Here is a 16565-nt window from a genome sequence, read left to right on the forward strand (position 1 = left end):
GTGATGATCAGAGTGGTGCTCGCCGACGACGAGGCGCTGATCCGCGGCGCGGTCGCGGCGCTGCTCGGCCTGGAGCCCGATCTCTCGATCGTCGGCGAGGCGGGGGACGGCCCCGCCGCGGTCGAGCTGGTCGCCGCGCACCGGCCCGACGTGGCGGTCGTCGACCTGCAGATGCCCGGCATGACCGGCCTCGAGGTGGCTGCGGAGATCGTGACCGTGCACCCGGCCTGCGCCGTCGTGATCCTGACCGGGCACAGCCGCCCCGCGCTGCTGCGGCGCGCTTTGCAGAGCGGCGCGCGCGGGTTCGTCCCGAAAGGTTCGCCGGCGAGCGTGCTGGCCGACGTGATCCGGCGCGTGCACGACGGCGGGCGGTACGTCGACCCCGCGCTCGCTGCCGAGGCGCTGCTGGCGCCGGAGTGCCCGCTCACCCCGCGCGAGCTGGACGTCCTGCGCCTGGCCGGCACCGACGTCCCGGTCGCGACGATCGCGCGGCAGGCGCACCTGTCGACCGGAACCGTCCGGAACTACCTCGCGGCGGTCGTGGCGAAGCTGGAGGTCGCGACCAGGGCGGAAGCGGTTGCGATGGCCGAGGAACAGGGCTGGCTCTAGCCCCTGGAAGCCCTCGAACGCGGAACGGCCCGCCGGTTGCTCAACCGGCGGGCCGTTTCCCGTGTGCGCGGCCGTGCGCGGGGCCGCGTGCGAGGTCGTGCGTCCCTTACGGCTTGCGCCCGACCGCCCCCGCGATGCAGTACTGCACCGAGACGCGCGGCTTGACGCTCGGCCCGTCCGGCCACCAGTCGGCGCAGAGCACCAACCCGGGGTCGACCAGCTCGAGCCCGGCGAGCATGCTCTCGATCTGCGCGCGGGTCCGGAAGCTGCCGCTGCCCATCGGGCTGTGGATGAAGATCTCCTCCATCTTGCGGGCGAGCGCGCTGAACTCCGTCGTCTCCGGGTCGTAGAAGTGGCTCAATGCGACGTAGGAGCCCGACGGGAGCGCCTCGATGTACTCCGCCATGATCTCGGCGTATTTGTCGCCGGTGTAGTGGTGCATCGTGCCGCAGTGGTAGAGCGCGATCGGCTCGGTGAAGTCGAGGTGCTTGCGCACGACCTCGTTCTGCAGCACCTCCTGCGGCGCGAAGATGTCCGCGCCGATGAGGTGGGTCTGGTCGTTCTCCTCGAGCAGTGCCCGCCCGTGCGCCAGCACGACCGGGTCGTTGTCGACGTAGACGACCCGCGCGTCCGGCTGGATGCGCTGCACCACCTGGTGGGTGTTCTCGGCGGTGGGCAACCCCGACCCGCAGTCGAGGTACTGGGTGATCCCGGTCTGGCTCGCGATGAACCGGGAGGCCCTGATCAGGAACTCGCGGTTGTCCCAGCCGAGCTGCGTCGCCTCAGGTGCGACCTGCTGGATGCGGCGCAGGACCTCGCGGTCGATCTCGTAGTTGTCCTTGCCGTTGAGGAAGGCGTCGTACACGCGGGCGACGCTGGCTTTGCTCACGTCGATGTACGGAGGGATGTGTTCTGCGGACTCGGGAGCCTCGGCGTGGGGCGGCATACTCTCCTCGCTACACGGTCGATCACGGGATGCAGCTGCAAGGCGGCGCCTGGCGAGTGTAAGGCAACGATCGTCCAGGATGAACCCAGGGAGCGATCTCCTGATGACCGTCGGTGACGTGTAACGTTCATGTTCAGCAGCCCGAACGGCCATCCAGTACTGGAGGTGGAAGCGGCCCGATGGGTCAGGGGGAGGTGTCCATGACCGAGGGTGGTCACCCCGATGCGCCAGCCGTCCACAGCGACGGTGAGATGGCCCGTGGTGTCACCGCGCGGCGCATCGTGCTGGGCTCGCAGCTGCGGCGCCTCCGTGAGGGCGCCGGGATCTCCAGGGTCGACGCGGGCTACGTGATCCGCGCGTCCGACTCGAAGGTCTCCCGCATGGAGCTGGGCCGGGTCGCGTTCAAGGAACGCGACGTCGCCGACCTGCTCGTCACCTACGGCGTGACCGACGCGGCCGAGCGCGAGGCGTTCCTCGAGATGGTCCGCCACGCCAACGAGCCGGGCTGGTGGCGCCGCTACGGCGACGTCATGCCGGGCTGGTTCCAGGACTTCGTCGGGCTGGAGGAGTCGGCGGCCCGGATCCAGACCTACGAGCTGCAGTTCGTGCCCGGGCTGCTGCAGATCGAGGCGTACGCCCGCGCGATCGCCACCCGCGGCCGGCCCGACTACACGCCGCCCGACGCCGAGCGCCGCATCAACCTGCGCATGCGCAGGCAGCGGATCCTCACCGGGATCAACCCGACCCGCCTGTGGGCGGTCGTCGACGAGTCGATCCTGCACCGGCCGATCGGTGGCCGGCGGGTGCTGCGCAAGCAGCTCGAACACCTCATGGAGATGTCGGCGCTGCCGAACGTCACGCTGCAGATCGTGCCGTTCCACCTCAGCGGCTACGCGGCGGAGGCGCCGTTCACCGTGCTGCGGTTCGCCGAGCAGGAGCTGCCCGACGTCATCTACGTCGAGCACCTCGCCGGCGCGCTCTACCTCGACAACCGGCGCGACATCGAGCTCTACAGCCGCGCGCTCGACCGGCTCATGGTCGACGCCGAGACGCCCGACCGCACCCGGCAGATGATCTCGAAGGCGCTCGCGGAGTTCTGATCCCGGGCGGGCCGGGCGGCGGGTGAAGGCCGACGTTCCGTGGCTCGCGCGGCAGGTGAGTCGCCGCTCACCCAAGGGTTGGGGAGGGCAGGAAAGCCACTTTCCTGCCCTGTGGGGGCCGGAAAGTGGCTTTGCTGCCCTTCGCGTGCGGAACGCACACGTCCGCCCCGCCCGCCGGGCCGGAAGCGAACGAACGGCACTTTCGTCCACTAGGTATGGACGAAAGTGCCGTTCGTTCACCGACCCCAACCGCGGCTGTCCATCCGGGCGTCGCACCTAGCACGCACGTCGAGCACGGCGTCGTTGCTGCCCGCGGGACGGCCCGGCAGCACCGACGTCGTGCTCGACGTCCTATCTTTTGTGCTAGTCGAACTCGCCCTGCGTCACGCCGCCGATGAAGGCTGTCCACTCGGCCGGGGTGAAGACGAGCGCGGCGCCGCTGGGGTGGCGCGAGTTGCGCATCGCGATCTCGCCCGACTCCAGCTTGGCCACCTCGACGCAGTTGCCCAGGTTGCCGCTGAGACTGCTCTTCTTCCACTCGGCGTCGGTGAAGAGTTCAGCCGACCAGCCGTTGCGATCGATGTTCTTCATGTGCTCAACCCCTGCATCTGCAGCGTCAGGAACGTCGTGCCCATCCTCAGGACGATAGCAGTTGCATATGCACGTGCATATGCAAGCCGCAGGCGAATTTCGGGGGACCGGGACCGCTGGCGGGCTGTCGCCCCTGCACGCCACCGGCGACGCGACCGTCGGTAACACTGCAGGTCAAGGGGGAGGTCGGGAGCGTCGTGGCTGGTACCCAAGGCTGTTGCCGCTGTGCGTGGTCGGGTGCCAAGTGTCGTTTGCAGATGCAAGGCGCGTTTGTGGCTGCACGTGTCGCTTGCATCTGCAGGCCGCAGCAGCAAGACTGCTCTGTGTGCTCGACCGCTGGCTGAGAGTCAGCGCAGGGCGCGAGGATCCTGTACCCGAACTGATCGGAGACGTGCGATGGCCCGCGAGGCGACCGATCAGATACGCAGTGTCGCGGAGATCCTCGCCGTGATGTCGTCGCCGTCAGCGGTCGACCGGATCCTCGCCCAGCACACCGCCGACTCCACCGGCCACTGCCGCGGGTGCCGCTACCCCACGACGGCGGCGCCGGTGTGGCCGTGCCGCCTGTGGGAGATCGCCGAAGAGACCACGCGGATCGCCCGCAACGCCAAGCCCGCTTAGCCCCGCTGGCTGCGGGCTGGCGCGATCCGCTACCGGTACTGCTGCACCTGCGAGGCCGGGGGGTCCTCGTGCGGCGCATCGCTGCTGGTCGCTCGCTCGGTGGCGGTCGCCCCGGGGGCGGTCTCCCCGCGGCGCGCGGCGAGCGGTACCGCCCGGCTCGTCATCGTGACGACGGTGCCGCGCTCGTCGTGCTGGATCTTGACCCGCTCCATGCACGCCCTGATCGCGGTGAGCCCGTAGCCGGCCACCCCGTCGCTGTCGCCGCTGCCTCGCCACACGCCGCTGTCGCGAACGGTGACGACGATCCGCCTGCTGTCGGGGCCCGCGACGACCCGGCCCGTCACGTCGATCTCGCCCTCGGTGTCGACGGCGTCACCGATCCGGTAGGCGTGCTGCACGGAGTTCGTGCAGGCCTCGCTGATCGCGAGCAACGCGTCGATCCGGTCGGCCGTCGGCCACTGCAGGCCTTCCAACCAGGCCCCGAGTCCGGCCCGGAAGAAGACCAGCTGCACCGGGTCGGCGGTGAACTGGATCCGGTAGAAGTCCGACGGCGTCTGCATCGGCGGGAGCATCGTTGCAGCATCCCTGGTGCGCAGTGATCCCGCGACCGCTGGCCTTCTAGGCCGTGTTGAGAAAGTCCTGATCGCGCTCTTCGCGCCCAGACCGCCGCTGGCGGCGTTGCCGCCACGACCGGGTACGTCAAGTACGGCGGCTCGTAGCGGCGCCTTGCCAGCGACGATCTGGATCACGAAGAGCATCGACCCTGACTTCCTCAACACGGCCTTGGACCGGTCAAGCCGGGCGCGCCGTGATGATCCACATCCCGGAGCGGTACGTGACGCCGTCGGGGCCCATGTGCGCCTGCAACGACGCGCGCAACTCACCAAGCGCGGAGGCTCGGGTGGCGTCGTCGAGCTCGGCGAGCAACCCGGCGATGGTGCCGAGTGCGAACCGCTCGGCGGTCGCGACGTCCGCCCCGTAGTACATGAGCTCGTGCACCGCGGTGAGCTGCGGTTCGGCGAACCCGGCCGCGGTCAGGACGCTGCGCACGGTGTCGGGATTGCTCAGCCCGAACGGCCCTGGCCGGTCGGGCGGCGGGGGCGCGATGTCCCGCCCGGCGGCGGCAGCGGCGAAGAACGAGCTGAGCCACTCGTTCTCCCTGATGTCCTGCCACACCGCGAGCGCCATCCGGCCACCCGGCGCGAGCGAGCGCGCCAGGTTGCGGAAGGCGGCGACCGGGTCGCCGAAGAACATCACGCCGGTGCGGCTGATGATCCGGTCGTAGGAGTTCTCGCCGAGGTCGGCGATCTGCGCGTCGGCCTGCTCGAACCGGACGTTCGCGACGCCCTCCACCGCGGCCCGTTCGCGCGCGAGCGCGAGCATCCGGCTGGAGAGGTCGAGGCCGGTCGCGGTGCCGTCGTGGGCGAGGCGGGCCGCGTCGCGCGTGGTCTGGCCGTTGCCGCAGCCCACGTCGAGCACGCGCGAGCCCGGCTCGATCGCCGCGGCGGCGAAGAACGGCGCCGTGTAGCGGGCGACCCCGGCGTCGAACATGTCGGCGTTCTCGGTCCAGAAGTCGCCGTTGGGCCCGTCCCAGCCCTGTGCGGCGGCGGCGTTGCTCGGGTCGACGATGATTGCCACGAGACCCTCCTTCCGTGCCGCCAGAACGCTACTCGTGGCAGCCGGAAGCAGGCCGCGGCGGCCACGTGGGTGATCCTTCTTGACCCGTGTGGGCGATACATCCGATCCTGTCGGTGACCTGAGTCACAAGGACGTGAGCGCGGGGGTTGCCATGACCGAGGTAGAGCGTGGCCGGACCTACCGACTCGGCGTCAGCCGTCCCGACCTCGGCGTCGCCGATCTGCCGGCGCCCGAAGAGGTCTTCGGGGTCTCCCGGATCGGCGCGCGCGAGCTCGTGATGTACGTGATCGGGCCCAGTCTGATCGCCCTGGGCATCTCGATCGGCAGCGGGGAGTGGCTGCTCGGGCCGCAGGCCGTCGGGCAGTTCGGGTTCGTCGGCATCGGCTGGGTGATCGTCGTGTCGGCGCTGCTGCAGACCTTCTACAACGTGGAGTGCGCCCGCTACATCGTCGCGACCGGCGAGGCGCCCGTCGTCGGATGGGGCCGGGTGCCGCCGGGCGCGATGCTGTGGATCCCGCTCTCGGTGTTCGTCGTGATCTTCTCGTTCATCGCGGGCGGCTGGGCCGGTTCCGCCGGGCAGGGGCTGTTCGCGCTGGTCAACGGTCGAGTCGCGGAGGCGTCGGAGATCCAGCAGACCCGCTGGTACGCGATCGGGCTGCTCGTCGTCGTCTTCGTGATCACGGCGGCGGCGCGGCGGGTGAGCCGTGCGCTGGAGCTCTCGAACTGGGTGATGGTCGGGCTCATCCTCGCCGTCCTCGTGGTGGTCAACCTCGCCGTCGTGCCCTGGAGCATCTGGTGGGAGGGCATCCGCGGGTTCGTCACCCCGGCCGCGCCGCCGCCGGGGATCACCGCGACGCAGATCGGGGGGCTCGCCGGGTTCACCGCACTGGCCTCCGGCCTGAACTGGTACGTGATGGGCCACTATCGCGACAAGGGGTACGGAATGGGCCATCGCACCGGCTTCATCGCCGGGCTGCGCGGTGGCAAGCAGGGTGTGCAGTCGGTCGGTGTCACGTTCCCCGACGACGAGCGCAACGCGAGCATGTGGCGGCGCTGGTACCGGCTGCTGATGGTCGACATGTGGGGTGTGTTCTTCGTCGGCGCGATGCTCGGCATGCTGCTGCCGACGGTGCTCATGTCGCACGCGGTCGCGCTCTCGGGTGAGCAGCCGACGACCGCGAACGTGCCGACGTTCGTGGCGAGCGCGCTGGCCGCCGAGTACGGCTCGGGGATGTTCTACCTGATGCTGGCGGTCGGGGTGCTGATCCTCTTCTCCACGCAGCTGGGCATCTTCGAGGCGATGGTCAGGGTCGTCACCGACGCCGCGCCGGCGCTGAGCCCGCGCCTGCGCGCGCTGATCGAGGGCGACCCGCGCCGGTTCTACTACCCGTTCATGATCGCGCTGCTGATCGCGATCGCGATCATCCTGCACCTCGCACTGCCGGTGGCGCTCGTGCAGTTCTCCGCGAACATGTCCAACCTCGGCGCCCTCATCTACCCGTTCCTGCTGATCTACCTCAACAGCAGGCTGCCGCGGGCCGCGCGGCCGCGGCCGTGGCACTACGTGATCCTGATCCTCAACTTCCTGTTCTTCGGCTTCTTCTTCATCAACTTCGTCGCCGACTTCTTCGGGGAGCCGCTGGTGACCTTCTGATGTTCAGCCTGATCCGTCAGGCGAAGCAGCCGATGGGTCCGCCGTGGAACGCGACCATGTCCGGCCAGATCTTGGCGAGCGGGATGCGGGTGCCGAGCGGCTCCCCGTCCAGCTCGGAGTAGGCGCGGTGCAAGTTGCCGACCAGCCGCTCGCTCTCCTGCCAGTGGGCGAAGCGGTTGTCGCGCTCGCGCTCGGCCGCCTCCAGCGGCGTCCACCCGGCGGCCTTCGCCCTGGCGGCGACCTCGGCGACGAACCCGACGTACTCCGCGAGGTCGTCGAGGAGGCGGGGCACCTCGTCGCCCCGGCACACCGGCCCGTGCCCCGGGACGAGAACGTCCGGCGCCAGCTCGCGGATCCGGGCGAGCGCGCGCGGGTAGCCGGCGATGCTGCCTTCGGCGAGGAACGGCTGGCCGCCGGCGAAGGCGAGGTCGCCCGCGAACATGGCCTTCTCGTCCGGCAGGTGGACGATGACGTCGCTGCGGGTGTGCGCGGGCCCGACGTGCTCCAGCTCGACGCGCCGGTCGCCGAGGTGCAGCGTCATCCGGTCGGTGAAGGTGGTGTCCGGCGGGCGCAGCTCCTGGTGCCCGTAGTCGGGCCCGATCAGCACCTGGCTGGCGATCAGGCCGGCGGCGATCACGTCCTCGCGGCAGGTGACGTGGGCGACGATCGGCGTCTGCGGTGGCATCAACCAGTTGCCGAACGTGTGGTCGCCGTGGTGGTGGGTGTTGATCAGCGCTCGTGGTGCGCCGGGCGCGATCCGCGCGACGGCCTCCAGCAACGCCCGGTTGCGCGCCTCCGTGGAGGTGGTGTCGACCAGCAGGTACGCGCCGCCGGTGCCGCGGACGACGCCGGTGTTGTTGATCATCCAGCTGCCGTCGGGCTGGACGTAGGCGAACGCGCCCGGCGCGACCTCGGTCAGCTCGGGGGCCGGCAGCGTGCGTGCGGTCATGGTTCTCCTGAAGTCGGTGCCAGGCGTGTGAGTGCCTCGTCGAGCGGCACCACCGAGCCGAAGTAGCGGTCGATGTCCTCCAGCGACGCCTCGGCGAGGTGCGGCCGGTTGGAGTTGGTGGCCTCGCGGGGGACGAGCACCTCGTAGCCCGCGGCGAACGCGTCCTGCACGGTCGCGCGCACGCAGACGTTCGTCTTCACCCCTGCGACGACGAGCGTGCGCACGCCCTGCTCCCGCAGCAACAGGTCGAGGTCGGTGGAGTGGAAGGCGGAGTACCGGCGTTTGGGCAGCTCGACCTCGCGCGGGCGGCCGTTCGGCGCGAACCCTTCGACGAAGGACGACTGGTCGTCGCCGATCTCGCAGTGAACGGGGATCTTGTGGTGCTCGAAGTCGGGCAGGCCCGGCCGGTGCCGCTCGACCGCGTGCACCACCAGCCGGTCCGCCGCCCGCGCCGCCGCCAGCAGCTCGCGCAGCGGTTCGAGCACGTCGGCGGAGGCGGGGTAGTAGGCCGGCCGGCCGGGCTCGAAGAACGCGTCGATGACGTCGACCACCACGAGCGCGACATCGTCCGGCACCCGGTCATGATCGCACGATTTGCCTGCTGTCCTGCCTGGTCCGGGACCTGGGTGGGACCTACTCTCACTGCCGGATCGATGTCACCGCGTACTCGACGACCTGGACGTCGGGCGGGAGGGCGAGCACGTGCACCACTGCGGCCGCAACGGCGGCGGGGTCGAGGCCGGCGTTGCGCAGCCGCTCCTCGAAGTGCTCGCGGACGGGGCCGTCGGGCCACGACGCCGCGATCGGGGTGTCGACGAAGCCGGGCGCGACCGTCGTCACCCGGATGCCCGCCGGCCCGAGCTCCTGGCGCAGCCCCTCGCTCGCGGCGTGCACTGCGTGCTTGGTGGCCGCGTAGACGCCGGCGAGGGCGTTGGGCACGCGCCGGCCCGACATCGAGGAGAGGTTCACGATCGTCGGCGAGGTCCCGGCGCGCAGGTGCGGGATCGCCGCCCTCGTCAGCACGAGCAGCGCGACGACGTTGAGGTCGATCATCGAGCGCCAAACGGCCGGGTCGGTCGCACCGACCGGGCCGGGGGTGAACGCGCCGGCCGAGTTCACCAGCGCGTCGAGCCCACCGAGCGCCTCGGCCGCGGTGTCGACGGCCGCTTCGGCGGCCGCGTCGTCGGTGATGTCGGCGACGACGGCGGTGCCACCCAGCTCGGCCGCGAGCTCGTCGAGCGGGCCTTTGCGCCGGGCGAGCAGGGCGACCTTCGCGCCGGAGCCTGCCGCCGCGCGGGCGACGGCGGCGCCGATGCCCGACGACGCACCTGTGATGAGCACCCGCCTGTCTTGAAGATCCACGCCGACAACCTACCCAGGTAGGACGAAGGAGGAACCATGAACAGGATCCGAGCCGCGGCGAAGGCGCGATGGGTGCGCGTCACCGCGGGCGCGAGCGCGCTCGCCGTCGCGATCATCGTCAGCGACACCGCGATGGCCATCGCCGGCGGCATCCCCAACACGACCGGCTCCGATCGCCGGCTCAAGCGCGCCATCAGGTCCATCTGAGCGTGCCGGCCGAGGAGGAGCCGGTCGGCCCGTCGCCCGACGGTCGCTCGGTGATCGAGCGGATCCGCCTGCTGCACGGCGTGACCTGGGAGTGGAAGGACCGCCGCTACCGGCGGGACACCAGGCCGCGCTCGATCGGCCTGATCGCGCAGGACGTGCAGGCCGCGTTCCCGGAGGCCGTCGTCACCGACCGCCGGGGCAACCTCGCGGTCGACTACAACGGGCTGGTCGGCGCCCTGGTCGAGGGGATCAAGGAGCTGGCCGACCGGGTGGAGGAGCTGGAACGGCGCAACGGCGATTGATCCCGCTCGGCGGCGTGGCCCACGGCCAGATGCGTGCGCGCCGCACGCGCGGGCGGCAGAACGCCGGGAAAGCCACATTCCCGGCACCACCGCGGCCGGCCCCGGGGTGCACCGGATGGTCGGTGCTGGGACGGGGCAGGAAAGCCACTTTCCTGCCCCGTGAGGGCCGGAAAGTGGCTTTCCTGCCCTTGCGCGCGGGACGCACACGATGCCGGGAAAGTCACCGCCCGGCACCCACCTGCCGCAGGTGCCGGACCGGAACGGTTCGAACGAACGGCACTCTCGTCCAATAGGTGTGGACGAAAGTGCCGTTCGTTCACCGACCGGCCGCGGGCTGCGCTAGCTGTCGAGCCCCGTGCGGTCGATGCGGCGGTGGTAGTGCATGCCCGCGAGCCCGCCGAGGACTGCGCCGACGAGTGCGGCGGCCAGCGCGATCAGTGCGGCGAGGACGCCCGAGGTGCTGAGCATCTCGGGGGTGGTCGGGAGTGGGGGCAGGCCGTCGAGCCCGGCGATCGGGGCCGTGAAGTCGGCGAAGCGCGGGCCGGTGGCGAGCCCGAAGGCGGTCAGTGCCGCGGCGATCAGCAGCGACCAGAGCCACACGCCGAGGCCCTGCTTGAACCCGTCGAAGCGGGCCATCCGCCCGGCGACGTACCCGCCCGCGTAGTAGGCGACGAACAGCACGGCGAGCAGGACGATCGCGGTGGTGACGCCGTACGCCGTCAGAGTGCCCGGGGTCAGGGTGATGCCGGTGGCCGTGCCGATCATCGCCGCGATGGCGGTGAGGAGCACCGCGGTGCCGGTGGCGGCCAGCCAACCGAAGAATGCCGCACCCCACTTGATGCCGCCGTGGTGGCGGCGTTGCTCGGCGACGACGGTCCGCCGGGTAGGGGTGATCACCGTGGTCTGCTCGGGCTCGCTGACAGGTTCTGACTTCGGTGTGGCGGTCATGCCGACTCCTGACGGTGAGGTCGTGTTCCCGGTCACCGGGGTACCCGAGGGTGGTACGCCTGACACACTGCGTATGTGGCATCCGGCACGAAACGCACGACGCGCGATCTGCGCCGCCAGAACCGGGCGGCGTTGTTGTCACAGCTGTTCCTGAACGGCCCCGCGAGCAGGTTGGAGCTGGTGCAGGCATCGGGGCTGAGCTCGGCGACGGTGAGCAACGTCGTCTCCGACCTGATCGGCGACGGGCTGGTCGGCGAGGCCGGCTCGGTCGGGTCCGACGGCGGCCGGCCCCGCACGTTGCTGCGGGTGCGCCCCGACGTCGGGTACGTCGTCGGCATCGACGTCGGCGAGACGCACCTGCGGGCGGGCCTCTTCGATTTCACGCTCGCCGCCGTCGCCACCGTGACCTACCCGATCGCCGACACCCGGCTCGACCCGGAGCGCGTCGTTGCGCTCGCGAGCGCCGGGGTGAAAGAGGTGACCGCCGGGGTCACCGGCGAGCTGCTCGGCATCGGCGTCGGCGTGCCCGGCGCGGTCAAGCCCGACGGGCTCGTGCACGCGCCGACGCTGGGCTGGTCGGGTGTCGCGTTCGCCGGGATGCTCGCGGCCGTCACGCAGGCGCCGGTGCACGTCGACAACTGCGCGCGGACGCTCGGCCAGGCCGAGATGTGGCTCGGCGCCGGCCGCGGCGCGGAGCGGGCGATCATCGCGCTGATGGGCGTGGGTATCGGCGCTGCCGTCGCCGCCGACTCCGGGCGTGGTGTCACGAGCACGACGAGCGAGTGGGGGCACACGATCATCCAGGCCGGCGGTGCGCCGTGCCGCTGCGGCTCGCGCGGCTGCCTGGAGGCGTACGTGGGCGCCGAGGCGATCATCGACGACTACCGGCGGCGCGCCGGGGCGCAGCCGTTCACCGCCGACGGGACCGAGGGCGTGCTCGCCGAGCTGGTGGCCCGGGCCGCGACGCCCGGACCGGCGGCCGACGCGCTGGACAACGCGGCCGAGTACCTCGGCATCGGGATCGCGAACCTGGTCAACCTGCTCGCGCCCGACCGCATCGTGCTCTCCGGCTGGGCGGGGGAGACGCTCGGCGTCGCGATCCTGCCCGGCGTGCGCGCGGCCGTCGACCGGTTCGCGCTCTCGTACATGGTCGGCAAGACCGAGGTCGAGCTGGGCACGCTCGGCCCGCCCGGGGTGGCGCTCGGCGCCGCGACGCTGCCGGTGGTGGAGGTGCTCTCCGCAGGAGGCCGTTGACGCGTCCCTAGTTCACGACTTAGCTTAAGTCGTGAACAAAGGGGTTTGCGGATGATGGACGCGCTCGTCGTGCGGGGCGGCTGGGAAGGGCACGTGCCCGTGCCCGCGACCGAGCTGTTCCTCCCCGACCTCGCCGCCGCCGGGTTCACCGTGGACATCGCGGACGACCTGGACGTCTACCTCGACACCGAGCGGCTCGCGCGCACCGATCTGATCGTCCAGTGCTGGTCGGAGGGCACGCTGACCACCGAGCAGGAGCGTGGGCTCACCGCCGCGGTGCACGCCGGGACGGGTTTCGCCGGGTGGCACGGCGGGGTCGTCGCGACGTTCACCGGCAACACCGAGTACCTACGCATGGTCGGCGGCCGCTTCCTGCACCACCCCGAGCACTTCCACACCTACACCGTGCGCGTCGACCGCCCGGAACACCCGATCATGCACGGGATAGCCGACTTCGACGTGCACAGCGAGCAGTACTGGCTGCTCGGCGACGACCGCAACGACGTGCTCGCGCACACCGTCATCACCCCGGAGACGGGCGGGCAAGGGTCGGGGGACGTCCGGATGCCGGTCGTCTGGACGCGCCTGTGGGGCGCGGGCAAGGTCTTCGTCTCCGCGATCGGCCATCGCGTCGCGGATCTCGAGGTGCCGCCGGTGCGGGAGCTCACGCGCCGCGGCATGGCATGGGCAGCACGCACGACCCCCTGAAGTTCCGTTGCGAGAAATCCCTGCAGGGAGGACCCGAGCATGTTCACGAGTCAACGTCGACTCCGGCTCGCGCTGGCCGTTGCGGCCGCGCTGGTGGTGACCGCCTGCGGCGGCGCTGGTGGTGGCGCGGCGGCGCCGTCCGGTGGGCCCGTCGAGCTCACCTACTGGGGCTGGGACCCCAACATGGACAAGGTCGTCGAGAAGTGGAACGCGGCCAACCCGGACGTCCACGTGACGCTCACCAACCCGGCCGGCGGCGACCAGCTGGTCAGCAAGCTGATCACCGCCCACCAGGCGGGCAACGGCCCGGACATCGCGAAGGTCGAGTACCAGTCGCTGCCGTCGCTGGTGGCGGGCGGTGTGGTCGCGGACATCACCGAGCACACCGCCGAGGCCGTCGGCCAGTTCGACGACGCGACGCTCGCGCCGGTGCGGTTCGAAGGCAAGGTCTACGGCATCCCGCAGGACGTCGCGCCGCTGATGCTCTTCTACCGGCAGGACCTGTTCCAGCAGCACGGGCTGACCGTGCCGACGACGTGGGACGAGTACGCGCGCACCGCGGCCGAGCTCGCGCAGAAGGCGCCCGGGGTCAGCATCACCAACTTCGACGCCGCCGACCCGGGCTGGTTCGCCGGCCTCGCGCAGCAGGCCGGCGCCGACTGGTGGAGCTCGACGGGCACGACGTGGCACGTCGACATCAACGGCGCCGAGACGAAGAAGGTCGCCGCCTACTGGGAGGACCTGGTCGCGAAGGGGCTCGTCGCGAAGAACCCGTCGTTCTCCCCGCAATGGAACAAGGAGATGAACGACGGCACGCTCGCCACCTGGATCTCCGGGGCGTGGGCGCCGGCGCAGCTCGGCGGGATCGCGCCCTCGACGAAGGGCAAGTGGGCGGTCGCGCCGCTGCCGGCCTGGACGGCGGGTGACCAGCAGACCGGGATCTGGGGCGGCTCGGCCACGACCGTCACCACCGACTCGAAGCACCCGGCCGAGGCGGCGCGGTTCGCGTCGTGGCTCAACACCGACCCGGACGCCGTCTCGGAGCAGGTGAAGCAGATCAACATCTACCCGGCGTCGACGGCCGGGCGCTCGCTGCCGGTGCTGGCCGACGCGCCACCGTTCTTCCCGAACCAGCCGGAGTTCTACGGCATCGTGAAGCAGGTGGCGCCCGGGGCGCGCAGCTTCTCGATGTGGGGACCGAACGTCACCGTGACGTTCAGCTCGTACACGAACTCGTTCGGCGCGGCGCTGCAGCAGGGCAGCCCGTTCGCGGGCGCGCTCGACACGATGCAGTCGGCGACGCTGGCCGACATCACCAAGCTCGGCTTCACGGTCGGCTGATGGCAGTGGCACCGGCGAGGGGGGTACCGGCGGGGGCGCCACGGCGCCGGGGCTCGGCGCTGCCGTACGTGCTGGTGGCGCCGGCGGTGCTGCTGTTCCTCGGGTTCGTGGTGGCCCCGGCCGGGTACGCGCTGGTGCTCTCGGTGCAGTCGCGCAAGGTGAGCGGCGGCCTGCTCGGCACGGGAACGACCATGGTGTTCTCGGGGCTCGCGAACTACCAGGCCGTGCTCGGCGACGTCGAGCTGTGGCGCAGCGCGCTGCGGATGCTGCTGGTGGCGGCGATCGCGATCCCGGGGACGGTCGGGCTGGCGCTGCTGTTCGCGTTGATGCTCGACGTCCCCCGCACCCGGCTGGCGCGGTTCAGCCGGCTCGCGATCTTCGTACCGTACGCCGTGCCCGGCGTGATCGCGACGCTCATGTGGGGCTTCCTCTACCTGCCGGCGACCAGTCCGATCGGGGGCGACAGCATCGACTTCTTCTCCCCGGTCGGGGTGTTCGGCTCGGTCGCCAACATCGCCGTCTGGGGCGCGGCCGGCTTCAACATGATCGTCATCTTCACGGCGCTGCGCGCGCTGCCGCCCGAGATCTACGAGGCCGCGCGCCTCGACGGCTGCTCCGAGCTGCAGATGGCGTTGCGGATCAAGGTGCCGCTGGTGCGGCCGGCGGTCGTGATGTGCTCGCTGTTCTCGGCGCTCGCGGCGTTGCAGCTGTTCAACGAGCCCAACACGCTGCGGCCGCTGTCGAACGCGATCTCCTCGACGTGGGTGCCGCTGATGAAGATCTACAACGACGCCTTCGTCGACGCCGACCTGCCTCGCGCGGCGGCGACGTCGGTGGTGTTCACGGTGATCGCGTTGGGCGTCTCGTTCGTCGCGGCGCGCCTCATCCAGCGGCGGGTGGCGGGATGACGGCCGTGCTCGCGCGGCCGGAGGCGGGCGCGCCGGCGGTCGCGCGGCGCGGCGGGACGGCGTGGGTGCCGACCGTCGCGCTGCTGGTAGGGGCCGCTTACTGCATCATCCCGACGCTCTGGATCCTCATCGCGTCGACGAAGACGAAGACGGAGCTGTTCTCGACGGCGACGTACCTGCCGTCGCTGGGGCTCGCGGAGAACGTCGTCGAGCTGTCGCAGTACCAGTCGGGGATCTTCTGGCGCTGGATGCTGAACAGCTTCCTCTACGCCGCGGTCGGGGGAGTGGTCGCGTCGGCGATCTCGGCCGCGACGGGGTACGCGTTGGCGAAGTACGCGTTCCGCGGGCGGGAGCTGCTGTTCAACACGATCCTCGCCGGCGTCCTGCTGCCGCAGATCGTGCTGGCCATCCCGCAGTACCTGCTGCTCTCGTCCGTCGGGCTGACCGACAGCTACCTCGGGGTGCTCCTGCCGCAGCTGTTCAACCCGTACGGCATCTACCTCTGCCGCATCTACGCGGCCGCCGCGGTGCCGGACACGCTGCTGGAGGCCGGGCGGCTCGACGGCGCATCGGAGTTCCAGCTGTTCCGCACGGTCGGGCTGCGGCTGATGGGCCCGGGCCTGGTGACGGTGTTCCTCCTGCAGTTCATCGCGATCTGGAACAACTTCCTGCTGCCGTTCGTGATGCTGACCAGCGAGGAGAAGTTCCCGCTCACCGTCGGGCTGTACGGCCTGCTGCGGCACGGCGCCGCGGAGGCGTCGCTGTACTCGCTCGTGATTGCCGGGACGTTGCTCTCGATCATCCCGGTGGTCGCGCTGTTCCTCTCGCTGCAGCGGCACTGGCGGATCGATCTTGTGACGGGCGCCATCCGCTGAGAGCCCGGATTCACACGAAACGGAAATGTTGGGCGGTTAGGGTCTCTTCTGCTGAGTTGAATGTTCAACAACAAGGAGAGAAGACCCATGATCCGCGCGCTCCCCAGCTCCGTTCGCGACATTGCGCTCCTCGTCGCCCGGCTCGTGCTCGGCGTCGTCCTGATCGCACACGGCTGGCAGAAGTTCGTCACCAACGGCATCGGCGGCACCAGCCAGGCCTTCGAGGGCATGGGCGTGCCGATGCCGGGCGTCTCGGCGACGTTCGCGGCCGTCGTCGAGCTGGTCGGTGGCGCGCTGCTGATTGCCGGTGCCGCAACGGCGCTGGTCGGGGTGCTGGTCGTGCTCGACATGGTCGGGGCCGCGGTGATCGTCCACCTGCCCAACGGCGTGTTCGCGTCGGACGGTGGCTGGGAGCTGGTCGGGGTGATCGCGGCCGGTGCGCTCGCGCTCGCGGCGACCGGGGCCGGCCGGTTCAGCGTCGACGGCGCGCTCGGCGCCCGGCGCCCCGAGACTGTCGGTGCCGCTCGCTAGCGTCCTCCCCGTCGGTTTCGG

At 70.9% G+C, this 16565-nt stretch carries 20 protein-coding genes; 12 read left to right on the forward strand and 8 right to left on the reverse strand.

Annotation, left to right across the window (positions count from 1 at the left end; all coding sequences use genetic code 11):
• Positions 1–3 precede the first annotated feature (3 nt).
• Positions 4–609 carry a response regulator transcription factor gene (locus LL648_RS30835; RefSeq protein WP_232666387.1) on the forward strand — a complete coding sequence of 202 codons (606 nt, stop codon included), beginning with the start codon at positions 4–6 and terminating at the stop codon, positions 607–609.
• Between the two features lie 106 nt (positions 610–715).
• On the opposite strand, the gene LL648_RS30840 is transcribed toward LL648_RS30835, so the two are convergent.
• Complete coding sequence (locus LL648_RS30840; protein ID WP_232666296.1) at positions 716–1555, reverse strand: SAM-dependent methyltransferase; 840 nt, start codon at positions 1553–1555, stop codon at positions 716–718.
• Between the two features lie 200 nt (positions 1556–1755).
• Here LL648_RS30840 and LL648_RS30845 point away from each other — a divergent pair, with 200 nt between their 5' ends.
• The gene (locus LL648_RS30845) at positions 1756–2655 is read left to right on the forward strand and encodes a helix-turn-helix domain-containing protein (RefSeq protein ID WP_232666297.1); all 900 of its coding nucleotides are present in this window, start codon (positions 1756–1758) and stop codon (positions 2653–2655) included.
• 363 nt (positions 2656–3018) lie between these two features.
• On the opposite strand, the gene LL648_RS30850 is transcribed toward LL648_RS30845, so the two are convergent.
• The gene (locus LL648_RS30850; RefSeq protein ID WP_232666298.1) at positions 3019–3246 is read right to left on the reverse strand and encodes a DUF397 domain-containing protein; all 228 of its coding nucleotides are present in this window, start codon (positions 3244–3246) and stop codon (positions 3019–3021) included.
• 396 nt (positions 3247–3642) lie between these two features.
• Between LL648_RS30850 and LL648_RS30855 the strand changes: the two genes are divergently transcribed.
• A complete protein-coding gene (locus tag LL648_RS30855) occupies positions 3643–3867 on the forward strand; it encodes a hypothetical protein (RefSeq protein WP_232666299.1) in 225 nt (74 codons plus the stop codon).
• Positions 3868–3896: 29 nt separating this feature from the next.
• Here the strand turns inward: LL648_RS30855 and LL648_RS30860 are convergent, their stop codons facing one another.
• Both LL648_RS30860 and LL648_RS30865 read right to left on the reverse strand, forming a co-directional pair.
• Positions 3897–4427, reverse strand: a complete 531-nt coding sequence (locus tag LL648_RS30860) for an ATP-binding protein (RefSeq protein WP_232666300.1) — start codon at positions 4425–4427, stop codon at positions 3897–3899.
• A 232-nt stretch (positions 4428–4659) separates the two neighbouring features.
• Positions 4660–5505 (reverse strand): class I SAM-dependent methyltransferase, encoded by an 846-nt coding sequence (locus LL648_RS30865; protein ID WP_232666301.1) that lies wholly within the window; start codon positions 5503–5505, stop codon positions 4660–4662.
• A 151-nt stretch (positions 5506–5656) separates the two neighbouring features.
• On the opposite strand from LL648_RS30865, the gene LL648_RS30870 reads away from it, so the two are divergent.
• On the forward strand, positions 5657–7159 hold the full coding sequence (locus LL648_RS30870) for an Nramp family divalent metal transporter (RefSeq protein WP_232666302.1): 1503 nt from the start codon (positions 5657–5659) through the stop codon (positions 7157–7159).
• Positions 7160–7175: 16 nt separating this feature from the next.
• Here LL648_RS30870 and LL648_RS30875 read toward each other — a convergent pair whose 3' ends face one another.
• From LL648_RS30875 to LL648_RS30885, 3 genes are all read right to left on the reverse strand, one after another.
• On the reverse strand, positions 7176–8108 hold the full coding sequence (locus tag LL648_RS30875; RefSeq protein WP_232666303.1) for an MBL fold metallo-hydrolase: 933 nt from the start codon (positions 8106–8108) through the stop codon (positions 7176–7178).
• Complete coding sequence (locus LL648_RS30880) at positions 8105–8683, reverse strand: cysteine hydrolase family protein (protein WP_232666304.1); 579 nt, start codon at positions 8681–8683, stop codon at positions 8105–8107. The genes LL648_RS30875 and LL648_RS30880 overlap by 4 nt, the downstream gene beginning before the upstream one ends.
• Before the next feature lie 64 nt (positions 8684–8747).
• Positions 8748–9470 (reverse strand): SDR family oxidoreductase, encoded by a 723-nt coding sequence (locus LL648_RS30885; protein WP_232666305.1) that lies wholly within the window; start codon positions 9468–9470, stop codon positions 8748–8750.
• Between the two features lie 36 nt (positions 9471–9506).
• Between LL648_RS30885 and LL648_RS30890 the strand changes: the two genes are divergently transcribed.
• Positions 9507–9677, forward strand: coding sequence for a hypothetical protein (locus tag LL648_RS30890; protein WP_232666306.1), 171 nt, complete (start codon positions 9507–9509; stop codon positions 9675–9677).
• 2 nt (positions 9678–9679) lie between these two features.
• Positions 9680–9979 carry a tail fiber domain-containing protein gene (locus tag LL648_RS30895; RefSeq protein ID WP_232666307.1) on the forward strand — a complete coding sequence of 100 codons (300 nt, stop codon included), beginning with the start codon at positions 9680–9682 and terminating at the stop codon, positions 9977–9979.
• Positions 9980–10318: 339 nt separating this feature from the next.
• Here LL648_RS30895 and LL648_RS30900 read toward each other — a convergent pair whose 3' ends face one another.
• Entirely contained in the window at positions 10319–10927 is a 609-nt protein-coding gene (locus LL648_RS30900) for a hypothetical protein (protein ID WP_232666308.1), read from the reverse strand.
• A gap of 75 nt (positions 10928–11002) precedes the next feature.
• Between LL648_RS30900 and LL648_RS30905 the strand changes: the two genes are divergently transcribed.
• The 6 genes from LL648_RS30905 to LL648_RS30930 all read left to right on the forward strand — a co-directional run bounded on the left by LL648_RS30905 (position 11003) and on the right by LL648_RS30930 (position 16544).
• Positions 11003–12181 carry an ROK family transcriptional regulator gene (locus LL648_RS30905; RefSeq protein WP_232666309.1) on the forward strand — a complete coding sequence of 393 codons (1179 nt, stop codon included), beginning with the start codon at positions 11003–11005 and terminating at the stop codon, positions 12179–12181.
• Between the two features lie 51 nt (positions 12182–12232).
• Complete coding sequence (locus LL648_RS30910) at positions 12233–12889, forward strand: ThuA domain-containing protein (RefSeq protein ID WP_232666310.1); 657 nt, start codon at positions 12233–12235, stop codon at positions 12887–12889.
• A gap of 39 nt (positions 12890–12928) precedes the next feature.
• Positions 12929–14230 (forward strand): ABC transporter substrate-binding protein, encoded by a 1302-nt coding sequence (locus tag LL648_RS30915; RefSeq protein WP_232666311.1) that lies wholly within the window; start codon positions 12929–12931, stop codon positions 14228–14230.
• Complete coding sequence (locus LL648_RS30920; protein WP_232666312.1) at positions 14230–15138, forward strand: carbohydrate ABC transporter permease; 909 nt, start codon at positions 14230–14232, stop codon at positions 15136–15138. Before LL648_RS30915 ends, LL648_RS30920 begins: the two co-directional genes overlap by 1 nt.
• Entirely contained in the window at positions 15135–16013 is an 879-nt protein-coding gene (locus LL648_RS30925) for a carbohydrate ABC transporter permease (RefSeq protein ID WP_232666313.1), read from the forward strand. Before LL648_RS30920 ends, LL648_RS30925 begins: the two co-directional genes overlap by 4 nt.
• An 87-nt stretch (positions 16014–16100) precedes the next feature.
• Positions 16101–16544 (forward strand): DoxX family protein, encoded by a 444-nt coding sequence (locus tag LL648_RS30930; RefSeq protein ID WP_232666314.1) that lies wholly within the window; start codon positions 16101–16103, stop codon positions 16542–16544.
• Positions 16545–16565 lie beyond the last annotated feature (21 nt).

It is taken from the genome of Pseudonocardia sp. TRM90224 (genome assembly GCF_021245725.1).
Classification (GTDB): Bacteria; Actinomycetota; Actinomycetes; order Mycobacteriales; family Pseudonocardiaceae; genus Pseudonocardia.